Annotated in this window: 12 protein-coding genes; 3 read left to right on the forward strand and 9 right to left on the reverse strand. The window is 70.2% G+C overall.

The window, feature by feature from the left end; genetic code table 11:
- The first annotated feature begins 177 nt into the window (after nt 1-177).
- A complete protein-coding gene (locus tag OXQ95_RS16770) occupies nt 178-855 on the forward strand; it encodes a response regulator transcription factor (RefSeq protein ID WP_267382636.1) in 678 nt (225 codons plus the stop codon).
- Nucleotides 856-862: 7 nt separating this feature from the next.
- Complete coding sequence (locus tag OXQ95_RS16775; RefSeq protein ID WP_267382637.1) at nt 863-2,161, forward strand: HAMP domain-containing sensor histidine kinase; 1,299 nt, start codon at nt 863-865, stop codon at nt 2,159-2,161.
- Here OXQ95_RS16775 and OXQ95_RS16780 read toward each other — a convergent pair.
- From OXQ95_RS16780 to OXQ95_RS16810, 7 genes are all read right to left on the reverse strand, one after another.
- On the reverse strand, nt 2,139-5,204 hold the full coding sequence (locus OXQ95_RS16780) for an efflux RND transporter permease subunit (protein ID WP_267382638.1): 3,066 nt from the start codon (nt 5,202-5,204) through the stop codon (nt 2,139-2,141). The two genes, OXQ95_RS16775 and OXQ95_RS16780, sit on opposite strands and share 23 nt — an antisense overlap.
- A complete protein-coding gene (locus OXQ95_RS16785) occupies nt 5,204-6,232 on the reverse strand; it encodes an efflux RND transporter periplasmic adaptor subunit (protein WP_267382639.1) in 1,029 nt (342 codons plus the stop codon). The genes OXQ95_RS16780 and OXQ95_RS16785 overlap by 1 nt, the downstream gene beginning before the upstream one ends.
- Complete coding sequence (locus tag OXQ95_RS16790) at nt 6,229-7,554, reverse strand: TolC family protein (protein ID WP_267382640.1); 1,326 nt, start codon at nt 7,552-7,554, stop codon at nt 6,229-6,231. Before OXQ95_RS16790 ends, OXQ95_RS16785 begins: the two co-directional genes overlap by 4 nt.
- Nucleotides 7,555-7,666: 112 nt before the next feature.
- A complete protein-coding gene (locus OXQ95_RS16795) occupies nt 7,667-9,541 on the reverse strand; it encodes a glycoside hydrolase family 2 TIM barrel-domain containing protein (RefSeq protein ID WP_267382641.1) in 1,875 nt (624 codons plus the stop codon).
- Between the two features lie 56 nt (nt 9,542-9,597).
- Nucleotides 9,598-10,788, reverse strand: coding sequence for a mannonate dehydratase (gene uxuA / locus OXQ95_RS16800; RefSeq protein ID WP_267382642.1), 1,191 nt, complete (start codon nt 10,786-10,788; stop codon nt 9,598-9,600).
- An 8-nt stretch (nt 10,789-10,796) separates the two neighbouring features.
- Nucleotides 10,797-12,092, reverse strand: coding sequence for a dienelactone hydrolase (locus OXQ95_RS16805; protein ID WP_267382644.1), 1,296 nt, complete (start codon nt 12,090-12,092; stop codon nt 10,797-10,799).
- Nucleotides 12,093-12,157: 65 nt separating this feature from the next.
- On the reverse strand, nt 12,158-14,500 hold the full coding sequence (locus OXQ95_RS16810) for a TonB-dependent receptor (RefSeq protein ID WP_267382645.1): 2,343 nt from the start codon (nt 14,498-14,500) through the stop codon (nt 12,158-12,160).
- Between the two features lie 197 nt (nt 14,501-14,697).
- Here OXQ95_RS16810 and OXQ95_RS16815 point away from each other — a divergent pair, with 197 nt between their 5' ends.
- Nucleotides 14,698-15,483, forward strand: coding sequence for a FadR/GntR family transcriptional regulator (locus OXQ95_RS16815; RefSeq protein ID WP_267382646.1), 786 nt, complete (start codon nt 14,698-14,700; stop codon nt 15,481-15,483).
- A gap of 155 nt (nt 15,484-15,638) precedes the next feature.
- Here the strand turns inward: OXQ95_RS16815 and OXQ95_RS16820 are convergent, their stop codons facing one another.
- Nucleotides 15,639-18,032, reverse strand: a complete 2,394-nt coding sequence (locus tag OXQ95_RS16820; protein ID WP_267382647.1) for a TIM-barrel domain-containing protein — start codon at nt 18,030-18,032, stop codon at nt 15,639-15,641.
- A complete protein-coding gene (locus OXQ95_RS16825; RefSeq protein ID WP_267382648.1) occupies nt 18,029-19,309 on the reverse strand; it encodes an MFS transporter in 1,281 nt (426 codons plus the stop codon). The genes OXQ95_RS16820 and OXQ95_RS16825 overlap by 4 nt, the downstream gene beginning before the upstream one ends.
- Between the last annotated feature and the right edge of the window lie 32 nt (nt 19,310-19,341).

Here is a 19,341-nt window from a genome sequence, read left to right on the forward strand (position 1 = left end):
CGCATCGGACGACTCCGTGAGGCAATGCGCCGCCTTTGCGCGGTGCCTGCGCGCCGCACCAGCGCCGCGTGCGGACATTGGCGAAATACAATTCGAGCCGTCCGCGTCGACCGCGCATGCGTGGCTCGTTTGCGTCCGCGATCGGCGCTAGGGTGTCCGGCACGGGGGGCGGAGCCGATGCGTATTCTTCTGGCGGAAGACGATCCGGACATCGCGGCGTTCGTCGAGCGCGGCCTTCATGAGCGCGGCCATGCGGTGACGCGGGTGGCCGACGGTGAGGATGCCTGGCGTCTGGGCGTGCGCGAGACGTTCGACGCGGTGATCCTCGATCGCATGCTGCCGCGGATCGAGGGGCTCGACGTGCTGCGGCGGCTGCGTGCGGCGGACGTGCGCGTGCCGGTGCTGGTGCTGACGGCGAAGGGCGGCGTCGCCGATCGGGTCGACGGGCTCGATGCCGGTGCCGACGATTATCTGGTGAAGCCGTTCGCCATGACCGAGCTGGTCGCACGGCTGAACGCGCTCGCGCGGCGCCCGCCGATCAACGCGGTGGTGACGCGGCTGGAGGTGGGCGACATCACGCTCGACGTGCTGCGCCGCGAGGTGTCGCGCGCAGGGCGCACCGTGCATCTCCAGCCGCGCGAATATGCCCTGCTCGAACTGCTGATGCGCCATGCCGGGCGGATCGTCACCCGCACGATGTTCCTCGAGGAGGTCTGGGGCTTCCATTTCGACCCGCAGACCAACATCGTCGAAAGCCATCTCAGCCGGATGCGCGCGAAGCTGCGCGAATGTTCCGCCTTCGATCCGATCGAGACCGTCCGCGGCGCGGGCTATCGGATGCGGACCGATGGCTAGGCTGCGGATGAGCGCTGCCTACCGCATCGCGTTCACCTATGCGCTGGCGTTTGCGGCGGCGATCCTGCTGCTGGGCGTGGCGGTGTATTTCGCGGCGGATGCCGAGTTCCGCCGCCAGCGCGACGACCAGATCAGCGCCGAACTCGCCGATGTGGCGCGGCAGCCGGGCAGGATCGGCCGCGCGATCGCCGAGCGGGAGCGTGGCCGCACCACCGGCTCCTTCGCCTATGCGCTGTTCGATCCCCCGGGCCGCCGGATCGCCGGCCATCTGGATACGCCGCGCCCGCCCGTCGGCTTCGGCATGATCGTCTTCCAGGATCCTGACGAGGGCCCCGATAGCGCGCGTGCCAGGGCGGTGGACCTGCCGGGCGGCGACCGGCTGGTCGTCGCGGTCGATACCGAGACGATAGAGGCGATCGACGCGACGATCCTGACGCTGTTCGGCATCGCCTTTGCGGCTGTGCTGGTGATCGGATTCGTCGGCGCGCTGCTGCTGGGGCGTTATCTGCGGCAGCGGCTCGGCACGATCAGCCGCACCGCCAACGCGGTCGTGGCGGGCGACCTGCGGCTGCGCATGCCGGTCAGCGCCGATCTGGACGAGTTCGACGGCGTCGCGCTCGCGCTCAACGCCATGCTCGACCGGATCGCCGGACTGATGGAGAATCTGCGCCAGGTGTCGAGCGACGTGGCGCACGATCTGCGCACGCCGCTGCTGCGGCTGCGGGGGCGGCTGGAATCGGTGGGCGTGGTCGAGGGGGCGGCGGAACGGGCGATCGAGCAGGGCGACGCGATCCTGGCGCTGTTCGCCGCGATCCTGCGTATCGCCGAGGTCGAGGGCGGCGGACTGGCCGACGGCTTCGTCGCGGTCGATCTGTCCGCGCTGGTCGCGGATGTCGGCGACAGCTTCCTGCCCGCGCTCGGCGACAGCGGGCATCCGCTGTCCTGGCTGGTCGAGCCGGGGATCGTCGTGCGCGGCCATCGCGAGCTGCTCGCGCAGGCGATTGTCAATCTGCTCGACAATGCACGGGTGCACACGCCCGAAGGAACCGCCGTCGCGCTGACCCTGCGCGCCGATGCCGGACGCGCGCGGATCACCGTCTCGGACGACGGGCCGGGCGTGGACGCGGCGGAACGGGCCGCGATCCTGCGCCGCTTCTACCGCGCCGAGGCGAGCCGGACGACGCCGGGCAACGGCCTGGGCCTCAGTCTCGTCGCGGCGGTGGCGGCGGCGCACCGCGGCGACGTGACGGTCGCGGCGAACGATCCCGGCCTCGCGGTGACGATCACGCTGCCGCAGGGCGGCTGAGCCCGGGCGCGTCGCGCGGGAGGGTGAGCCGCACGAGGATCGGCATGGCGAGCAGCACGAGCGGATATTGCAGCAGCAGCCCGGCGATGATCGCGATGGCGAGCGGTTGCTGGATGCCGGACCCCGCGCCGATCGCGAGCGCCAGCGGGAGCAGGGTCAGGATCGTCGCGAGCGTCGTCATCGTGATCGGGCGGAGGCGGCTGCGACTCGCCGCGCGCGTCGCCTCGGCGGGCGGCATCGTGCGGCACAGTTCCTCGAACTCGGAGACGTAGAAGATCGCCATCTCGGTGCCGATGCCGATAATCATCGTCATGCCCATCAGTGCGGTGATGTTGAGATCGACGCCCGCCAGCCAGAGGGCGGTGAACACCGACGTGGTCGACAGCAGCGAACAGCCGATGATGATGACGGGCAGCCAGAAGCGGCGATAGAGGATCAGCAGCAGCGCCAGTTCGGCCACCAGCGCCGCGCCGAACACCTTGATGAGGCCGGCGAACGCGATCTGCTGCTGCTGGTAGAGGCCGCCCAGTTCGTAGCGGATGCCGGGGCCGAGCGTGCCGGGCCTGTCGAGAACCCGCTGCACGTCGCCGACCGCAGCGCCGATGCCGCGCCCCTGGATGCGGCCGGTGACGGCGACCATCGGCTCCAGATTGTCGCGCGCGATCTGCGGCTGGCCGGTCACCGTCTCCACGGTCGCGACGCGCGACAGGGCAAAGACATGGCCGTCGGTGGCGCGGATCGGCAATCGCGCGAGATCGGTCTGGCTCAGGGTCAGCGCATCGGGCAGCCGCACGCGCACGTCGACCGCCTTGGTCGCCTGCGCCAGCGTGGTCGCGACGCTGCCGGTCAGCGCGGTGGCGAGCTGCGCCTCGACATCGGCGGGTGCCACGCCCTCCAGCCCGGCGCGCACCGGATCGACATGCACGTCGAGCGCATCGCCCGCGAGCTGGACGCCGTCCTTCACCTCGACGACGCCGTCGATCCGCGCGATCAGCGCAGCGACCTTCTTCGCTTCGCCCTCCAGCACGGCGGGATCGGCGGCGTAGAGCTTCACCTCGATCGGCTGCGGCACCGCGGTCAGGTCGCCGATCAGATCCTCGATCAACTGCGCCACCTCGACCTGGACGCCGGGCACCTGCGCGGTCACCCGGTCGGCGACGGCGCTCGCGACGTCCTCGGTCGGCTTGTGGTGATCGGGCTTCAGCCGGACGAAATAATCGCCGTGATAGCTTTGCCCGAGATCGCCGCCGAGCCCGGTGCCGAGCCGCCGCGAGAAGGTCTCGACATCGGGATCGGCCTTCAGCATCGCGTCGATCTGGCCGATCTGGCGGCTGGACTCGTCGAGCGAGGTGCCGGGCGTGGTGTAATAGTCCATGATGAACCCGCCCTCGTCCACCTTGGGCATGAAGCCGCTCGGCACGTTCGAATAACCGACATAGCCGACGACGAGCAGCGGCACCGCGATCGCGGCGAGCAGCCAGGGCCGCGTCGACAGCGCGCCGAGCGCGCGATCATGCGCGCGCGCGGCGGCGCCCTGGCCGGGCTCGCCGGGATCGTGCCACGCGTCGAAATCGACCAGCCACCGCACCAGCACGGGCACGACGAACGCCGTCATCGCCCAGGAGATCGCAAGCGCCGTCGCCATCGTCAGCGACAGCGCTTTCGAGAAGGCGCCGGTCACGCCGCTGAGGAAGGACAGGGGGATGAACACGATCAGCGTGGCCAGACTCGATCCGGTGAGCGGCGCCATGAACTCGCGCGCGGCCGGGATGACCGCGGCATCGCCCACCGGCATGCCGTCCGCGCCCCGGGCGCCCGCGCGGCGGGCGATATGCTCGACCATCACGATCACGTCGTCGATCAACAGGCCGACCGCCGCGGCGATGCCCCCCAGCGTCATGATGTTGAAGCTCATGCCGAGGATGGCGAGCACCAGCACCGTCGTCGCCAGCGTCGCCGGCACGACGATGACGGCCACCAGCGTGACGCGCCAGCTGCGCAGGAACCACAGCAGCACGAGCCCGGCGAGGACGAGGCCGATCAGCACGGCATCGCGCACGCTCGCCACCGATTGCGTGACCAGCACGCTCTGGTCGTACCAGCACACCAGTTTCACGCCGGGCGGCAGGGCGACGCCGGCGAGCTTCTGTTGCACGGCCTCAGCGATCCGCACCGCGTTGCCGTCGGGCTGTTCGTAGATGTTGAACAGCACGGCTGGGCGGCCGTCCTCGACGATACGCTGCCACACCGGCACCGCGCCGCTCCGCACGGTCGCGACGTCGCGCACGCGCACCACGCCGGCCGGATCGGCGGCGACGACGATGTCGCCGACCTGCGCCGCGCTCCCCACGCTGCGATCGGCGATCACCAGCGACAGCCGCCCGCGATCCTGCACCTGGCCGACCGCGCTCAGCACGTTGCCGCCCCGGATCGCGGTCGCCAGGTCGCTCAGCGCGAGGCCGTGATCGGCCAGGCGGTGGGCGTCGGCCAGCACCTCGATCTCGCCCGTATCGCCGCCCTGCACGCCGACGCGGGCGAGGCCGGCGATCGAGGACAGCAGCGGCGTGATCTGATAGCGCGCGAAATCCTGCAGCGCGACGGGATCGGCGCGATCGGACACCAGCGCATAGGAGATGATCGGAAAGACCGTCGGGTCCATCCGCCGCACGCCATATTGGGTGCCGGCGGGCAGCGAGGGCAGGATGCGCGCGATCGCGGAATCGACCAGCAGCGTGCTCGCCACCATGTCGCGGCCCCAGCCGAAATCGATCGAGATCTGCGCCGAGCCCCGACTCGTCGCCGAACGGACGTCCTGCACGCCGGGGATCGCGCGGATCGCCTCCTCGACCGGGCGGGTGACGGTGAGCGCGGTCTGGTCGGCCGGGCGGCTGCCGGAATCGAGATCGACCACGACGCGCGGGAACGAGACCTGCGGGAACAGGCCGATCGGCAGCGACAGCGCCGCGAAGGCGCCCGCGATCGCCAGCGCCAGCGCGATGAGGACGAACGCGCGCGACTGTTCGCGCAGCAGCCGTTCGAGCATCAGCGCGACCGCCGCACGGCATCGCCGTCCTGCACCTGATAGGCGCCGTCGACGATCAGCGGCCGCTGCCGGTCGATCGCGCCGGTGACGACATCGCCGTCGTCGGAGGCGAGCGCGACCGCGACGGGCACCGCCTTGGCCTTGCCGCCGGCGATCTGGAAGACGTGCGCCGGGCCGCCGGCGGTGACCACCGCGCGGTGTGGCACCACCCAGCCCGACACCTGTCCGGTGGCGATCGCGACCCGCATGCCCTCGCCGGGCAGCAGGCTGCCGCGTGGAAAGGCGATGTCGACGTCCACCAGCCGCGTCTTCGCGTTGAGCGCGCTGTCGACGCGCAGCACATGTCCCGCGAGCGGTGCCCCCCCTGAGAGCCGCACCAGCGACGCGGGCTGGCCGACCGCGACCGCGCCGCGTTCGGACGGATCGATGCCCACCGTCACGACGACGCCGCCCGCCTTCACCAAAGTGAGGATCGCCGCGCCGGCCGGGGTGCGGTCGCCCTGCGCCACGGTGACGGCGGTGACGATGCCGTCGAACGGTGCGGTCAGCAGATGGCCGTCGGTCCCCGCCCCTTCGGCCCGCAGTGCGGCGAGCGCGGTCTGTGCGTCGGCGACCGCCCTGTCCGCCTGCACGAGCTGGTCCTGGGTGGCGAATTGCTGACCCAGCAATTGCGCGGTGGTGGCGCGTTGCTTCTGCGCGGCCTTCAGCGCGTCGACCGCCTGCGTGTAGCTGCTGCGCGCGGACGGCGCGGTGACGAAGCGCGCGAGCGCCTGCCCGGCATGCACCGCCGCGCCCGGCGTGACCATCAGCCGGGTCACTTGCCCCGGCTGCGCCTCGCTGAAGGTCCGCGTGCCGTCGAGTGCGGGCGCGACCGACCCGTAAGCGGTGACGGTGCGCGGCAGCGATCCCGGTATCGGCGCGGCGGTGGAGACGAGCACGCTGGGCGTCGGCGTCGGCGCGACATCGGGCGTCCCGCCGCCACATCCGCTTAGCAGGATCGTGGCGGCGAGCGCCGTCCGCGCCCTCATCGCGGCGCCACCGGCAGGTCGACGGTCGGCAGGCCGTCGCCGACCAGCGTCTGCAGCGCGATCCGCCGATCGAGCAACGCCAGTTCCAGCGTCATGATGTCCTGTTCCTTGGTGAAGCGGTTCGAGACGAGATCGATATAGCTGCGCTCGTCGATGTTGGACTGGCCGAACGCGGTTTGCGCGCGAGCGGCGGCGAGGCGCGCTGCGGGCAGGTCGCGGCGCTGCGCGGCGAGCTGCGCCGAGAGCTGCTCCATCTCGCGCAGCATCGCGCCGACCGTGCCCGTTGCTGTCGCCAGCCGCGCCGCATAATCGGCGTGGAGCTGCGCACGCGTCGCCTCGGCGATCGCGATATTGCTCCGGTTGCGATCGAACAGCGGCAGGCCGAGCGTCGCGCCGGGGCCGCCATTTACGACCTTCGAACTGTCGCTGGTGGCGCTGCCGCCCAGCACCAGATCGGGGAATTGCGAGAGGATCGCCTGCCGCACCTGCTCGTCGGCGGCGGCATAGCCCATCTGCAACGCGATCAGATCGGGCCGTCGGCTGGGCAGGGCGCCGAGCCCGGCGCGGATCGCAGCCGGATCGAACGGCGGCAGATCGGGCTCGGCGGCGAGCGGCACGACCACGTCGGGCGCAAGCCCCAGCAGCGCATCGAGTTGATGCATCGATGCCAGTTGCTTCTGGTCGAAAGCATCGAGCGCCGTGCGCGCGGCCTGCAGCGCGATCCGGTCAGGCGCGACGATCACCAGCGTGGTGTTGCGCGCGGCGAGCGCCTGTTCGAGCTTGGCGTTGCGATCGGCGAGCAGGCGATAGGCCGCCGCATAGCTGGGCCGGGTGCGGGCGCCGACGATCAGATCCGCCGCGATCTGCCGCGCCTGCCCCGCCACCTGCCACTCCTGCCAGACGATCTCGGCGGCCACCTGCTGCTCGCCATCGGCAGCGGCGCGGCGTTTCGACCGATAGGTGACGAGTGCCTTGATATCCTGGCCGATGCCGATGTTCCACGCCGGCACGGTGCCGGGGCCCGACAGCAGCGGCAGGAACGCGCCGGTCAGCGCCGGATTGGGGAGGATGCCGGCCTGCCGGGTACGCCCGGCGGCGACCGCGCGGTTGCGCCGCGCGGCCTGGAGATCGGGGTTGTTCGCCAGCGCGAGGCCGACCACCTGCGCGATCGACAGCGGCGTGCCCGGCGCCGCGGCGCCGGCCAGCGCATCGATGCGCGGGGCGAGCGGCGCGGCCGGTGCCAGCGGCAGCGCGCCGTAATGGGCGCACCCGCCGAGCAGAAGCGCGGCGAGCGCGCCGACCGCGTTCGGCAAGGTCTTCATGCCACGTCTCCCGAGCGGATCTGCTCCCCGTGCTGCGCCCGCCGCACTAGCTCGCCCCTCGGTGGTTGCGGAAATTATATATCCCCAACCCGCGACCGGCCGGGGCCCCGCTTCACCGGGGCGTCGCCTCCTTGCCGTGATAATAGGCCGCCAGCACGTCGAACGCGGCCTTGCGCTCGCCCGTTTCGGAGATCAGCCCCTTGCGGTTCCAGCCCTGCTGGAAATCGGGGTTCTGCCGGCGCGGCGAGCGGAAATCCTTCAGGATCCAGGGCGACAGGCCCCGCAGCGTCGGCAGCCGGTCCGCCATGGCCAGCGTGGCGCGGTAATAATCCGCCTGGAACTCCTCGGAGAATTTCTGTTCGTGAACGGGATCGTGGAAGCCCGCGCGCGCGTCCGCGCCCAGCTCGGAAAAGATCAGCGGCCGGTTCGGGGGCACGTGCCAGATGCTCCCCGGCAGATCGGCGAGGCGATCCTGCGTGTACCAGCCATTATAAGTGTTGATCGCCAGCACATCGAGCGAGTCGGCGAGCGGATCGGCCAGCGTCATCACCGGATGGCCGCCCGCGTCCGATCCCTCCACCAGCAGGGCGGCGCTGACGAGCCGCGTGTCGTCGAGCCGGCGGGCATCGGCCACCAGCGTGCGCAGGAACGCGTTGCGCGCGTCCGTCACCGGCGTTTCGTTGGCCACGCTCCAGATCGCCACCGCCGCGCGGTTGCGATCGCGCAGGATGTTTTCGGCCAGCATCGTCCGCGCGCGCGCCAGCGTCGCCGGGTTCGACCAGGCGACGCGCCAATAGACCGGCACCTCGCTCCAGACGAGCAGGCCCATCTCGTCGGCGAGGCGCAGTGTCACCTCGCTGTGCGGGTAATGCGCCAGGCGGACGTAATTGCCGTGCAGCCCGTCCTTGATCTCGCCGAGCAGCGCGCGCGCGGCGGCGGGCGTCATCGCGCGCGTCGGATCGACGCCCAGCTCCTCCTCGTGCATCGAGATGCCGCGCAGGAAGATCGGGCGGCCGTTGAGCAGGATGTCCGACCCGCGCACCGCCAGCGTGCGAAAGCCGATCCGGTCGCGCCAGCGATCCGCGCCCGCGCTGACCGCGACGTCGTAGAGCCGCGGCCGATCGGGCGACCAGCGGACCAGCGCGCGCGGCGCGGCGATCGTCGCGTGCCAGTCGCCCCGCGCATCCGTCACCCCGGCGCGGTCCAGCTTCAGGTCGGCGATGTGCAGCGCAACCGGATGGTTCGCCGCCTGCGGCCCGTCGAGATGCACGTCGACCGCCAGGGTGCCGTCGCGCGCCAGCCGCACCCAAGCATCGTCGACATAGGTGTCGGGCGTGGCGATCAGCCGGACGGGGCGCGTGATCCCGCCGTAATTCTCCCAGTCGGTGACGGGCGGCGGCACGGTCGCCTCGTTCGCCTGCGAATCGACGCCGATGGTGATCTGGTTGTCGCCATCGCGCAGCAACCGCGTCACGTCGAACGCGAAGGGGGTGAAGCCGCCCTCGTGCCGGCCGACTTCGCGGCCGTTGAGATAGACGATCGTCGCATAGTTCGCCGCGCCGAAGCGCAGGAAATAGCGCCCCCGGCGCGCGACCGGCGCGGGGAAGCTGCGCTGATACCACATCAGCCCGTCATAATGGCGCAGCTCGGGCGCTTCGGTCAGCCAGGAGGAGGGCAGGGTCGTCAGCGGCGAATGCGCGAGATCGAATTCGTAGAGCACCCGGCTGTCGCTCGCCATCGCCTGGCGGACATCGACGTCGCGCCAGCGCTGCTGGCCGGAATCGGGCGCGCCGCCGTGAAAGCCGGCGATCCCCGAACGGAACGGATCGATCGAATAATGCCATGCGCCCGACAGATCGGTGCCGTCGCGCAGGTCGGCGGCGACCAGCAGCGGAGCCGGGCGCGGCGGCGGCTCCTGAGCGGCGAGCGGCGTGGCCGCCAGCATCAGCGTCATCGCGATCGCGCGTGTCCAGCCCGGTATCGTCATCGCGTCTCTCCTGTCGCGCGGGGCCTCGGCGGGCACCGCGTCATGTTCGTCCAGCCTTAACCCCGCGCCGCCTGCGCCACGCCGCGCTCCAGCCCGCGCAGCTCGGCCAGGCCGCGCATCCGGCCGAGCAGCGAATAGCCCGGATTGGTGCGCCGGGTCAGGTCGTCGAGCATCTGGTGGCCATGGTCGGGGCGCATCGGCAAGGCGCGGCCGGTGCGCTGTTGCAGGCGGTGCACCGCGGCCATCACCGCCGGCATGCCCGCATCGCCCTCGAGATGCGCCGCTTCGTGGAACGCGCCGTCCGCTTCGCGCCGGACGGAGCGGAGATGGAGAAAGCCGATCCGGTCGCCCAGCCGCTCGACCATGCCGGGCAGGTCGTTGTCGGCGCGGACGCCGAACGACCCGGTGCACAGGCACAGCCCGTTCGACGCCGCCGGCACCCGGCGGAACAGTTCGGCCACATCCGCCTCGGTGCTGACGACGCGCGGCAGGCCGAAGATCGGGAAGGGCGGATCGTCGGGATGGACGACCAGCGCCAGCCCCAGCGCGTCGGCGACCGGGCAGACGGCCTCGAGAAAGGCGACATGGTTCGCGCGCAGCCCGTCGGCGTCGAGCCCGTCATAGAGCGTCATCGCCTGGCGGAACGCGTCGAGCGTGAAGCTCTCCTCGCTGCCCGGCAGGCCGGCGATGATCGTCCGCTCCAGCCGGTGCCGCGCGGCGTCGTCCATCGCGGCGAAGCGGCGTTCGGCGGCCGCCAGCGTCTCGGCGGTATAGTCGGCCGCCGCGCGCGGCCGCTTCAGCAGGAACAGATCGAAGGCCGCGACGGCGGTCAGTTCGAAACGGAGTGCCAGCGCCCCGTCGGGCAGGGGCCAGGCCAGATCGGTCCGCGTCCAGTCGAGCAGCGGCATGAAATTATAGGTGACGGTGCGGATGCCGTTCGCCGCGAGATGGCGCAGGCTTTCGGTATAGGCGGCGATCAGCCGGTCCCAATCCCGGCCGCGCACCTTGATCCCCTCGTCCACCGGCAGGCTTTCGACCACCGTCCAGTCGAGCCCGGCGGCGCGGATCATCGCCTTGCGCGCGGCGATCGCCTCGTGCGGCCACACCGCGCCGTTGGGCAGTTCGTGCAGCGCGGTGACGATCCCCGTCGCGCCCGCCTGGCGGATATCGCGCAGCGCCACCGGATCGGCGGGGCCGAACCAGCGCATCGTCGGCGTCATCCATACGGGGCCGGTCCTATCGTCCATCGTCGCGTTCATCGTGCAGGCTTGGTCTCGAACATCATGCCCGTGGCGCGGCTCGGCTGGAATCCCTTCCAGGTCGTCGCGGCGGGCGGCCCCGGGCTGTAACCGGCATAGCGGCCGATCGGTGCCGTGGCCCAGCGGCCGGAATCGGAATCGGCGACGAGACCGTCGAGATAGGCGTCCCTGCTCGCGTCGCCCTTCACATGGCGGTCAAGAAAGGCGGTGATGAAATGCGCCTCCACCGGCAGCAGCCGGTCCTTGCGCCACACCGCGTCCTCGAACCAGTCGAGATCCCAGAAGCTGTGGCGCATCGCAGGCGGGGCGCCGACCAGCGCGATGCTGTGCGCCGCCTCCTTGAACGTCAGCAGATAGCGTGGCGCGCGGACCGCGCCGTCGAACAGCGCCCGGACCGCCGGATAGCCGACGACATGGTCCTGCCCGCCGACGACGAACAAGGTCGGCGTGGTGATCGCGGCGAGACCTGCGCCCGACCAGATCGCCGCGTCGCCGAACCGGTTGGCCGGCGAGATCGCGACGACCGCCTTGAGCCCCGCGACCCGGAGGTCGGTCGCCTTCGCGCCACCAGCGGCGTAAGGCGAAAGCACGCCGCGCGTCATGTCGCCGAGCGCCGGGTTTAGCGGCGCACCCGCCGCGGTCAGGACGCCGTAGCCGCCCATCGAATAGCCGATCAGCGCGGTGCGATCAGCATCCGCGGCGGCAAAGAGGCCTTCGCCCGCCCGCGCGCGACGCTGCGCCTCCGCCGCGACGAACGCGATGTCGAGCGGCCGGCGCGCGATCGGGCCGCTGTGCGCCTGGGCGGTTCGGATGCTGATCGGCGGATCGCGGAACGCGGGCGCGACGACGACATATCCCTTGCTCGCCAGATTTTCGCCGAGCCATGACAGGACCTCGGGCGTGTTCCCATAACCGTGCGCGAGGATGACGAGCGGAAATCGCCCGGTCGCGGCGGCAAGGCCGGGGGTGGCGAGCCCGGGTACGTCGAACGGTATGTCGACGCCGTTTTCGCCCGAAAGCGCGGTGTGATAGGTCGTGCCGGGGCCGGCAGCCGCGGCCGGATACCAGATCTTGAGCGGCAGGACGCGGTCCGTCACCACGGGCGCGGTCGCGCCCTGCGTCGGATCGGCCTGACGAGGCTGGACGAACTGCGCATCCGCCACGCCGATCGGATGAGCGCCCAGTTTCGCTAGCTCGGGCGCGTCGACGGGCGGACGGGCGGGTGCATCCTGCAAGGTTTGCGCGATGCCGCCCGTCGTCACCGTCGCCAGCGCGGCCCCGGCGAGCGCCACGATCCTTGTCCTCAAACCCATTACCCGTCTCCGCTTGCGTGCCGCCGCCCGAACCGCCGACCCCGTCAGTAGTTCAGCGCGACCCTCAGCCCCGCATAACGACGGAAATCACGGGGCAGCAGCGCCTGCGTCGCCACGATCTGGTTCGCCGCGTTCCCGCCGAAATTGCCGGCGGTGTTCACCAGCGAGGCGTAATATTGCTGGTCGAACACGTTGTTCACGAACGCGACCACCTCCCAGCGACGATCCGCGTCGCGGACGCCCAGGCCCAGGTTGACGATATGGAAGGCGGGTTGGAACGTCTGTGGATCGTCGATCGCGTAGTTTACGCTGCTCTGATACTGCCAGTTGACCTGCCCGACGCCGCGCAGATTGTGGCCGAGCGACGGCGAATAATCGCCGCTGATCGTGAACTTCCATTCCGGCGCCTGCGCCACGCGCATCCCGGTCAGGTTCTGTCGGGCCGGCGTGCCGATGCAGCCCTGCGCCACGGTCTGCAGCGGATAGCATTGCCCGACCGGGTAATCGCTGTACTTGGCATCGAGATACGTCACCGACCCGCCGACGTTCAGATCCGCGCCGAGACGGGCCGAGGTCTCCAGCTCGACGCCCCTGGTGGTCAGCCCGCCGACATTGGTCAGCCGGTAATTCTGCGTCCCGTCCGCCAGCGTCTCGATCGATTGCGCCTGCAGGTCGCGATAATGCGTGTCGAACAGCGTGACGTTGAAGGTCAGGTGCCGGTCGAACAGCTGTGTACGCGCGCCCAGTTCCCAGTCGCCCGAATGCTCGGGCCGGATCGGACCCGCCGCCGCGCGATTCTGGTTGAAACCGGTGCTGAGATCGTAGGTCTGGCCCTTATATCCCGTCGCCCGCGTGCCGAAGACCATGAAGTCGGGGCTGAATTCGTAGCGCAGGCTCGCCTTGTACGTGACCGCGGTGTCCTCCGCATTGCCGCTGTAGAAGGCGTTGTTCGCGGCCCGATCGAGGAAGCTGTAGGCGACATGCTCGTTCTGCACCCGTCCGCCGCCGGTCAGCGTCAGCTTGGGCAGGAATTCCCAGTCCGCCTGCGCGAACCCCGCGACCTGCGCGGACTTGGACGTGGCATACCAGTTGGCGATCGAGAATTGCGGGCCGCGCGAGAACGGCCGGTTGAAATCCGTCTCCGCGAAATAGCCGCCGATCGTGTAGCGGAACGGCTTCTGGCTGGAGGATTGCAGTCGCACCTCCTGCGTCACCTGCTTGGAATTGAAGGCGCCGACCTGGTTGTTGTTGCCATAGGGACCGGGTGCCGAGGTGTCGTCCTGATCCAGATAATCGTCGAGGTGGAAGACGTCGTAGGAGGTCAGCGAGATCAGGTTGGCATCCTTCAGGACGCCGAGCTCGATGCGCAGATATCCCCCGCCGCCATGATATTTGGTGCGCGCATCCAGATTGTTGCTGACATTCTGGTTCTGCGCGTTGAGCGTGATGCCGGGGAAATCCACCGCGGGGGTGAGGCCCGGCTGGCCGCGCAGCAGCGCGATGGGCGAGACGTTGATGAACGGGCGTCCCACCGTGGTGTTGCCGTTCACATAATTGCCCGACAGCGTGACCGCGGAATTGTCCGTCGGCGTCCAGCGGAGCTTGCCGCGCAGGTTGATCGATTCGCGGCCGTTCACTTCCTTGTTGTCGAAGACGTTGCGGACGTTGCCGCTCCAGTAATTATAGGCGGCCGAGACGACATAGCCTACCTGCGGCGAGATCGGTCCCGAGATGCTGACATTGCCGCCATGTTCGTCGTCGGTCGTCACCGCGGCATTGGCGCGCACGCGCAGTTCATCGGTCGGGGCGCGGGTGATGATGTTGATGAGACCCGCCGAGGCCGATTTGCCGTACAGCGTGCTTTGCGGCCCGCGCAGCACCTCGATCCGCTCGACATCGGGCAGATCGGTGAAGGCGCGCGCCTGGAACGCCAGCGGAACCTCGTCGACCAGCACCGCGACGCTCGATTCGACGCCGATGCCGAACGCGAAGGTGCCCACGCCGCGCAGCGACACGTTGGAATTCTGCGGCTGCTCGGCGGGGCGCACGACGAGCGAGGGCGAGATCTTGCTGAGATCCTGGAAGTTGCGCACGCCGGCCGCGGCGAGCTGCGCGGGCGCCACCACCGAAACGGCGAGCGGCACGCGCTGGATGTTTTCCGCGCGCTTGTTGGCGGTGACGATGATCTCGCCCGTGGTGGTGGCGCTGTCGACGTTGGAGGTGGGGCCGCCGGGCGCGCTCTGGGCGGGATCGGTCAACTGGCCCGAAGCCTGGGGGGTGACGGGGTCGGGCGCGGCGGGCGGCGTCTGCGCCAGCGCGGGCGCGGCACCCGCGATCAGCGCTATGGCCAGCGCCGTCCTGGCGACCGAGTTCCGGAAAACCATCATATGCCCTCTCCCTTGTAGTCGCGGCCGATCGTCGTCGGCCGTCATCCATTCGAGTGGCATATCAAATGGCCTTACCAATTGCAACGTGCCGTTGAGTATGGCGACGAAGTGGTCAGAACGGACCAGCGCGGGCGCGACGCCGATTGCCGATCAAGGCAAGCGTCTGTAGAGCAGGGGATCGTCATGCCGATAGCCTCGTGATCCGACCAATCCGCCCCGCACCGTCCATCCGCCAGGCGGGGGGACGCAAGCTGTACCAGCAGGCCGCCGCCGCGATCGCGGCGCTGATCCAGCGCGGCGATTATCGGCCGGGGCAGCGCATCCCGTCGGAACGCGAGCTGGCCGAGGAGCACAAGGTCAGCCGGCCGACGATCCGCGAGGCGCTGATCGCGCTGGAGGTGACCGGGCTGATCCGCTCGCGGCACGGCTCGGGCATCTTCGTGGTCGACAATCCGCCCGCCGATGCGCTGATGCTCAGCCTCGACATCGGCGCCTTCGAGCTGACCGAAGCGCGGCGGCTGTTCGAGGGCGAGGCCGCCGCGCTGGCGGCGGTGCTGATCGCCGATGCGGATCTGGAGCAGCTCGAGGCGCTGATTGCCGACATGGAGCGCGAAAATCGCGAGCAGGTCAGCGGCGAACATGCCGATCGCGAATTCCATCTGGTGATCGCGCGCGCGACGCAGAATTCGGCAATCGCGGGCGTGATCGAGACCTTGTGGGACGCGCGCTACAGCTCGCCGCTGTGCGCGCACATGCTGGAGCGCGCGCGCAGCGTCGGCGTGCAGCCGCGGATCGACGAGCATCAGGTGATCCTGAAGGCGCTGCGCGCGCGCGATCCGGCGGCGGCGCGCACTGCGATGCGCGACCATCTCGCCCGCGTGATCGAGGGCCTGCTGAAAGCGACCGAGATCGACACGATGGAACGCGCCCGTGCCGAGGTGGAGGGCAAGCGCAGCGAACTGGCGCGCCGCGCCGCCGTCTAGGGCGGGAGGACGTTGGTTGATCCAGCCACGCAATCCGTTCGTGCTGAGCTTGTCGAAGCACGCTCCCACAATCGGGCGTTGCATGTGGTGCCCGCCCTTCGACGAGCTCAGGGGGAACGGGTTGAGGTAATTTCATCGAACTGCGGGACGTCGCGCTACACGGCGAGCGTCACGCCGATCCGTCCCTCCAGTGTCGCCGCATCCCCCGCGCCGCCTTCGACGATCAGCGTTCGCCCGTCGCCCGGCGGGAGGAGCAAGGTGACGCGGTCGTCACCCCAGACGCCCGGCCCATCGCGCGTGACGGCGATGGTGACGCGGGCGGCATCGGCATGGCCGCTCACGCGCCAGCGATCGATCGGCCCGTCGCCATCGCCGGCATCCTCCACTGCGCTCCAGGCGAAGTCGCCGATCGCGGGCGGGAAGAGCCAGATGCCGCGGCGATAAGCGCCGGGCTGCCAGCCGCCGCGCGCCAGATCGACCAGCATCGCCGAGCCCGCGCGGGCGAGCAGCGGCGGCGGCCCGTCGAGCGGGGCGGCCAGCGTGACGGTGTCCCCACCCGCGATCCGCTCGCCGGTCCACACCGCGATCCAGTCGGCTCCCGCCGGTGGCCGCACCACGCGCGTCGTCGCACCGGACTCTACGACGGGCGCGACCAGCAGGTCGGGGCCGAGCAGATGGTCGTCGCTCTCCGCCCAGGCGCCCGGATCGTCGGGGAAGTCGAGCCAGGTGGGGCGCACCATCGGTTCGCAATCGGCATGATAGCGGTGAAGCCGATCGTAGAAGAACGGGATCAGCGTCTGGCGCAGCGCCATCAGCCGGCGGATCGCGGGCAGCGCCTCGGGATACATCCAGGGTTCGTTGACGGTGCGGTCGTCGTTCCAGCTATGGATGCTGAAGCGCGGCATCATCACGCCCGCCTGCACCCAGCGCACCAGCAGCTCGGGCGAGGGCGCCGGGCCCGAAAAGCCGCCCACATCGTGGCCGCTGTTCGATACGCCGGACAGCGCGAGGCCGATCGCCTGGCGGCCATTGTAGCGCAAGGTCTTCCATTCGGTGCGATTGTCGCCCGTCCAGGTCTGCGCGTAACGCTGGAGGCCGGCCATGCCCGACCGCGTGACGACATAAGGCCGGTCGGCCGGACGTGCCTCGACCTGCGCCCGCCTGGAGGCGCGCATCATCAGCATCGGCTGGACGGGCCGCATCGCCGCCGCCGGCCGGTCCTCGCCGAAGCCCGCGAAGCGCGCGCGGGCGTCCCACAGCTCATATTCGTTGTTGTCGTTCCACGTTGCCGCAATGCCCGTATCGAGCAATGCCGCGGTCACCTGCTCGCGCCACCAGCACGCCGCGTCGGGTTTGGTGAAGTCGATATAGCTGCCGACCTCGTCCCAGAATTGCGCCTCGACCGGCACGCCGTCCGCATCGGCCACGAAGAACCCGGCGGCAGCCACCGCGTCGTAATGTGGATGGCTGCGCAGCAGGGCGGGCTTGATGTTGGGGACGAGCTGCACGCCCGCGGCGGCATAGCCCGCGACGAATGCGGCGGGGTCGGGAAACTTGTCGCGGTTCCAGTGGAAGACATAGCGTTTGTCGCCGATCGAGGTGTAGCCCGACGACAGATGGAACGAGGTGCAGCCGAGATCATGGTCGGCGCAGCGTTCGAGGAACCCCGCCATCTGTACCGCCGCGTCGGGCGCGTCGGTATAGGTCATGGTCGAGCCCGAATAGCCGAGCGACCAGCGCGGCATCAGCGCGGGGCGACCGGTCAGCCAAGTGAAGCGCCGCGTGACCGCCAGCGGATCGGGGCCGGCGATCATCCACAGATCGACATCGCCCGCATCGGCGACGACGTGGCGGTAGAGCCCGTGATAATTGTCGAGCTCGCGGCCGAGGTCCACGGTCACGTCGGCGACGCTGTCGTAGAATTCGCCGTGGCAGCGCCCCGCGGCGTCGGCGACGAGCAGATAGGGCATGGATTTGTAGAGCGGATCGCTGGATTCGGCGTCGAAGCCCATCGGATCGACATTGGTCAGGCGAAAGCGGCGGCCGGCGCGATCGGTGTCGCCGGTGCGGTCGCCGAGGCCGTGGAAGCGCTCGCCCGCGCTCCGCGCGAGATAATGGTGCGCGCGGCCGTCCCACCAGCCGAAATCATAGGCCTGGGTGGGGCGATCGGCCGCCATCGGCACCCAGTCGGCGCCCGCGCGCTGCTCCCAGGTGCAGTGCAGGCCGTGCAGCCGCACGGTCAGCCGCAGTGCCGCCGTTCGGATCGTCAGCGTCTCCGCGGTCTGCTCGCACGCGAAATCGGGGCAGGCGAAGCCGTCCACGGCCATCCGGTCGCGGCCCGGCTCGGCGATGTCGGCCTGGCCCGGCGCGATCGCCCAGCTTGGGGGGCTCGTCACCCGGCCGTCCACAAGCAGCAGCAGCCGCATCACGTCCTCCTCCAGCACGAAGAGGTGCGCGACCGCGCCGGTGTCGGCGATGAGCGTCACGCGCCCGTGCGCGCGCTCGGTGCACGCGAAGCGCGGCGGGTTGGAGAGGGTGGCGCGTCTCATCGGCTGGGCTCCGGCAGCGGGGTTCGGGGCGGCGGGGTTCGGGGCAGCGTGAGCCGGCCCATGAACAGGATCAGGACGGCGGCGCCGATCAGGTCGAACACGCCCAGCAGCCCGAACAGCGGCGCATAGCCGAAGCCGTCGGCGAGCTGGCCGATCAGCAGAGAGAAGATCAGCCCGCCGATCCAGCCCGCCTGACCGATGAATCCGTTCGCGGTGCCAACCTCGGCGGGCGCGAAGACGTCGGCCGATAGCGTGTTGATGAGCCCCGAGATCATCTGGTGCGCAAAGCCGCCGACGCAGAACAGCGCGATCGCCGCATAGGGGCTGGCGGCGAGGCCGATGCACCCCGGTGCGATCATCAGCACCGCGCCGAGCGCGATGCCTGCCACGCGCGAGGGGATCAGCGCGACGCCGCGGCGCATCAGCCAGGGCGAGAGATAGCCGCCGAGGATGCCGCCCGCATCGGCGGCGAGGAAGGGCAGCCAGGCGAACAGCGCGATCTGCTGCAGGTTCATGCCGCGTTCGGTGGCGAGATAGAGCGGGATCCAGAAGCTGAAAGTCTGCCAGGCGGGCTCGGCGAGGAAGCGCGGCACCGCGATGATCCAGAAACGCTCCGACCCCAGGATCTCGCGCGCGGCCACCCGCTTGGTCGTCGCCGGCGGGCGATCGGTTGCGATCATCGCGCGCTCCTCGGCCGTGATCGACGGGTGAGTCTCGGGCGTGCGGTAGCAGGCGTACCAGGCGGCGGCCCAGACGATCCCGATCGCGCCGGTGACGACGAAGGCCCAACGCCAGCTTGCCCAGATGGTGACCGCCGCGACGATCGGCGGCGCGATCAGCGCGCCGAGCGACGTGCCCGCGTTGAACCAGCCGACCGCGACGGATCGCTCGCGCGGCGGAAACCATTCGGCCACCGCCTTGATCCCCGACGGGATCGCCGCCGCCTCGGCGAGGCCCAGCAACCCGCGATAGAAGGCGAGGCTGACCCACCCGATCGCCAGCGCGTGGAGCATGTTGGCCGCCGACCAGGCAAGGCCGAACAGCGCGAAGCCAGCGCGCAGGCCGAACCGGTCGACCAGCACGCCGGCGATCGGCTGCATCACCGTATAGGCGAGCTGAAACGCGCCGACGACATAGCTGTACTGTTTGGTCGTCATGGTCAGCGCGGATTTGAGTTCGGGCGCGAGCACGCCGAGCGAGTTGCGCGCGAGATAGTTCGCCATGGTGCCGGCGCAGATCAGCGCGACCATCCACCAGCGGAGATTCCTGATCCGCACGCCCGTCCTCCCCGTCGCGCCGTATCCGGCGT

The sequence above is a fragment of the Sphingomonas sp. GC_Shp_6 genome (assembly GCF_026540835.1).
In the GTDB taxonomy this organism is placed as follows: Bacteria; Pseudomonadota; Alphaproteobacteria; order Sphingomonadales; family Sphingomonadaceae; genus Sphingomonas.

Coding starts and splice junctions, on each gene's coding strand:
- OXQ95_RS16770 (WP_267382636.1), top strand. CDS start 178: ATGCGTATTCTTCTGGCGGAAGACGATCCGGACATCGCGGCGTTCGTC.
- OXQ95_RS16775 (WP_267382637.1), top strand. CDS start 863: ATGAGCGCTGCCTACCGCATCGCGTTCACCTATGCGCTGGCGTTTGCG.
- OXQ95_RS16780 (WP_267382638.1), bottom strand. CDS start 5,204: ATGCTCGAACGGCTGCTGCGCGAACAGTCGCGCGCGTTCGTCCTCATC.
- OXQ95_RS16785 (WP_267382639.1), bottom strand. CDS start 6,232: ATGAGGGCGCGGACGGCGCTCGCCGCCACGATCCTGCTAAGCGGATGT.
- OXQ95_RS16790 (WP_267382640.1), bottom strand. CDS start 7,554: ATGAAGACCTTGCCGAACGCGGTCGGCGCGCTCGCCGCGCTTCTGCTC.
- OXQ95_RS16795 (WP_267382641.1), bottom strand. CDS start 9,541: ATGACGATACCGGGCTGGACACGCGCGATCGCGATGACGCTGATGCTG.
- uxuA (WP_267382642.1), bottom strand. CDS start 10,788: ATGGACGATAGGACCGGCCCCGTATGGATGACGCCGACGATGCGCTGG.
- OXQ95_RS16810 (WP_267382645.1), bottom strand. CDS start 14,500: ATGATGGTTTTCCGGAACTCGGTCGCCAGGACGGCGCTGGCCATAGCG.
- OXQ95_RS16820 (WP_267382647.1), bottom strand. CDS start 18,032: ATGAGACGCGCCACCCTCTCCAACCCGCCGCGCTTCGCGTGCACCGAG.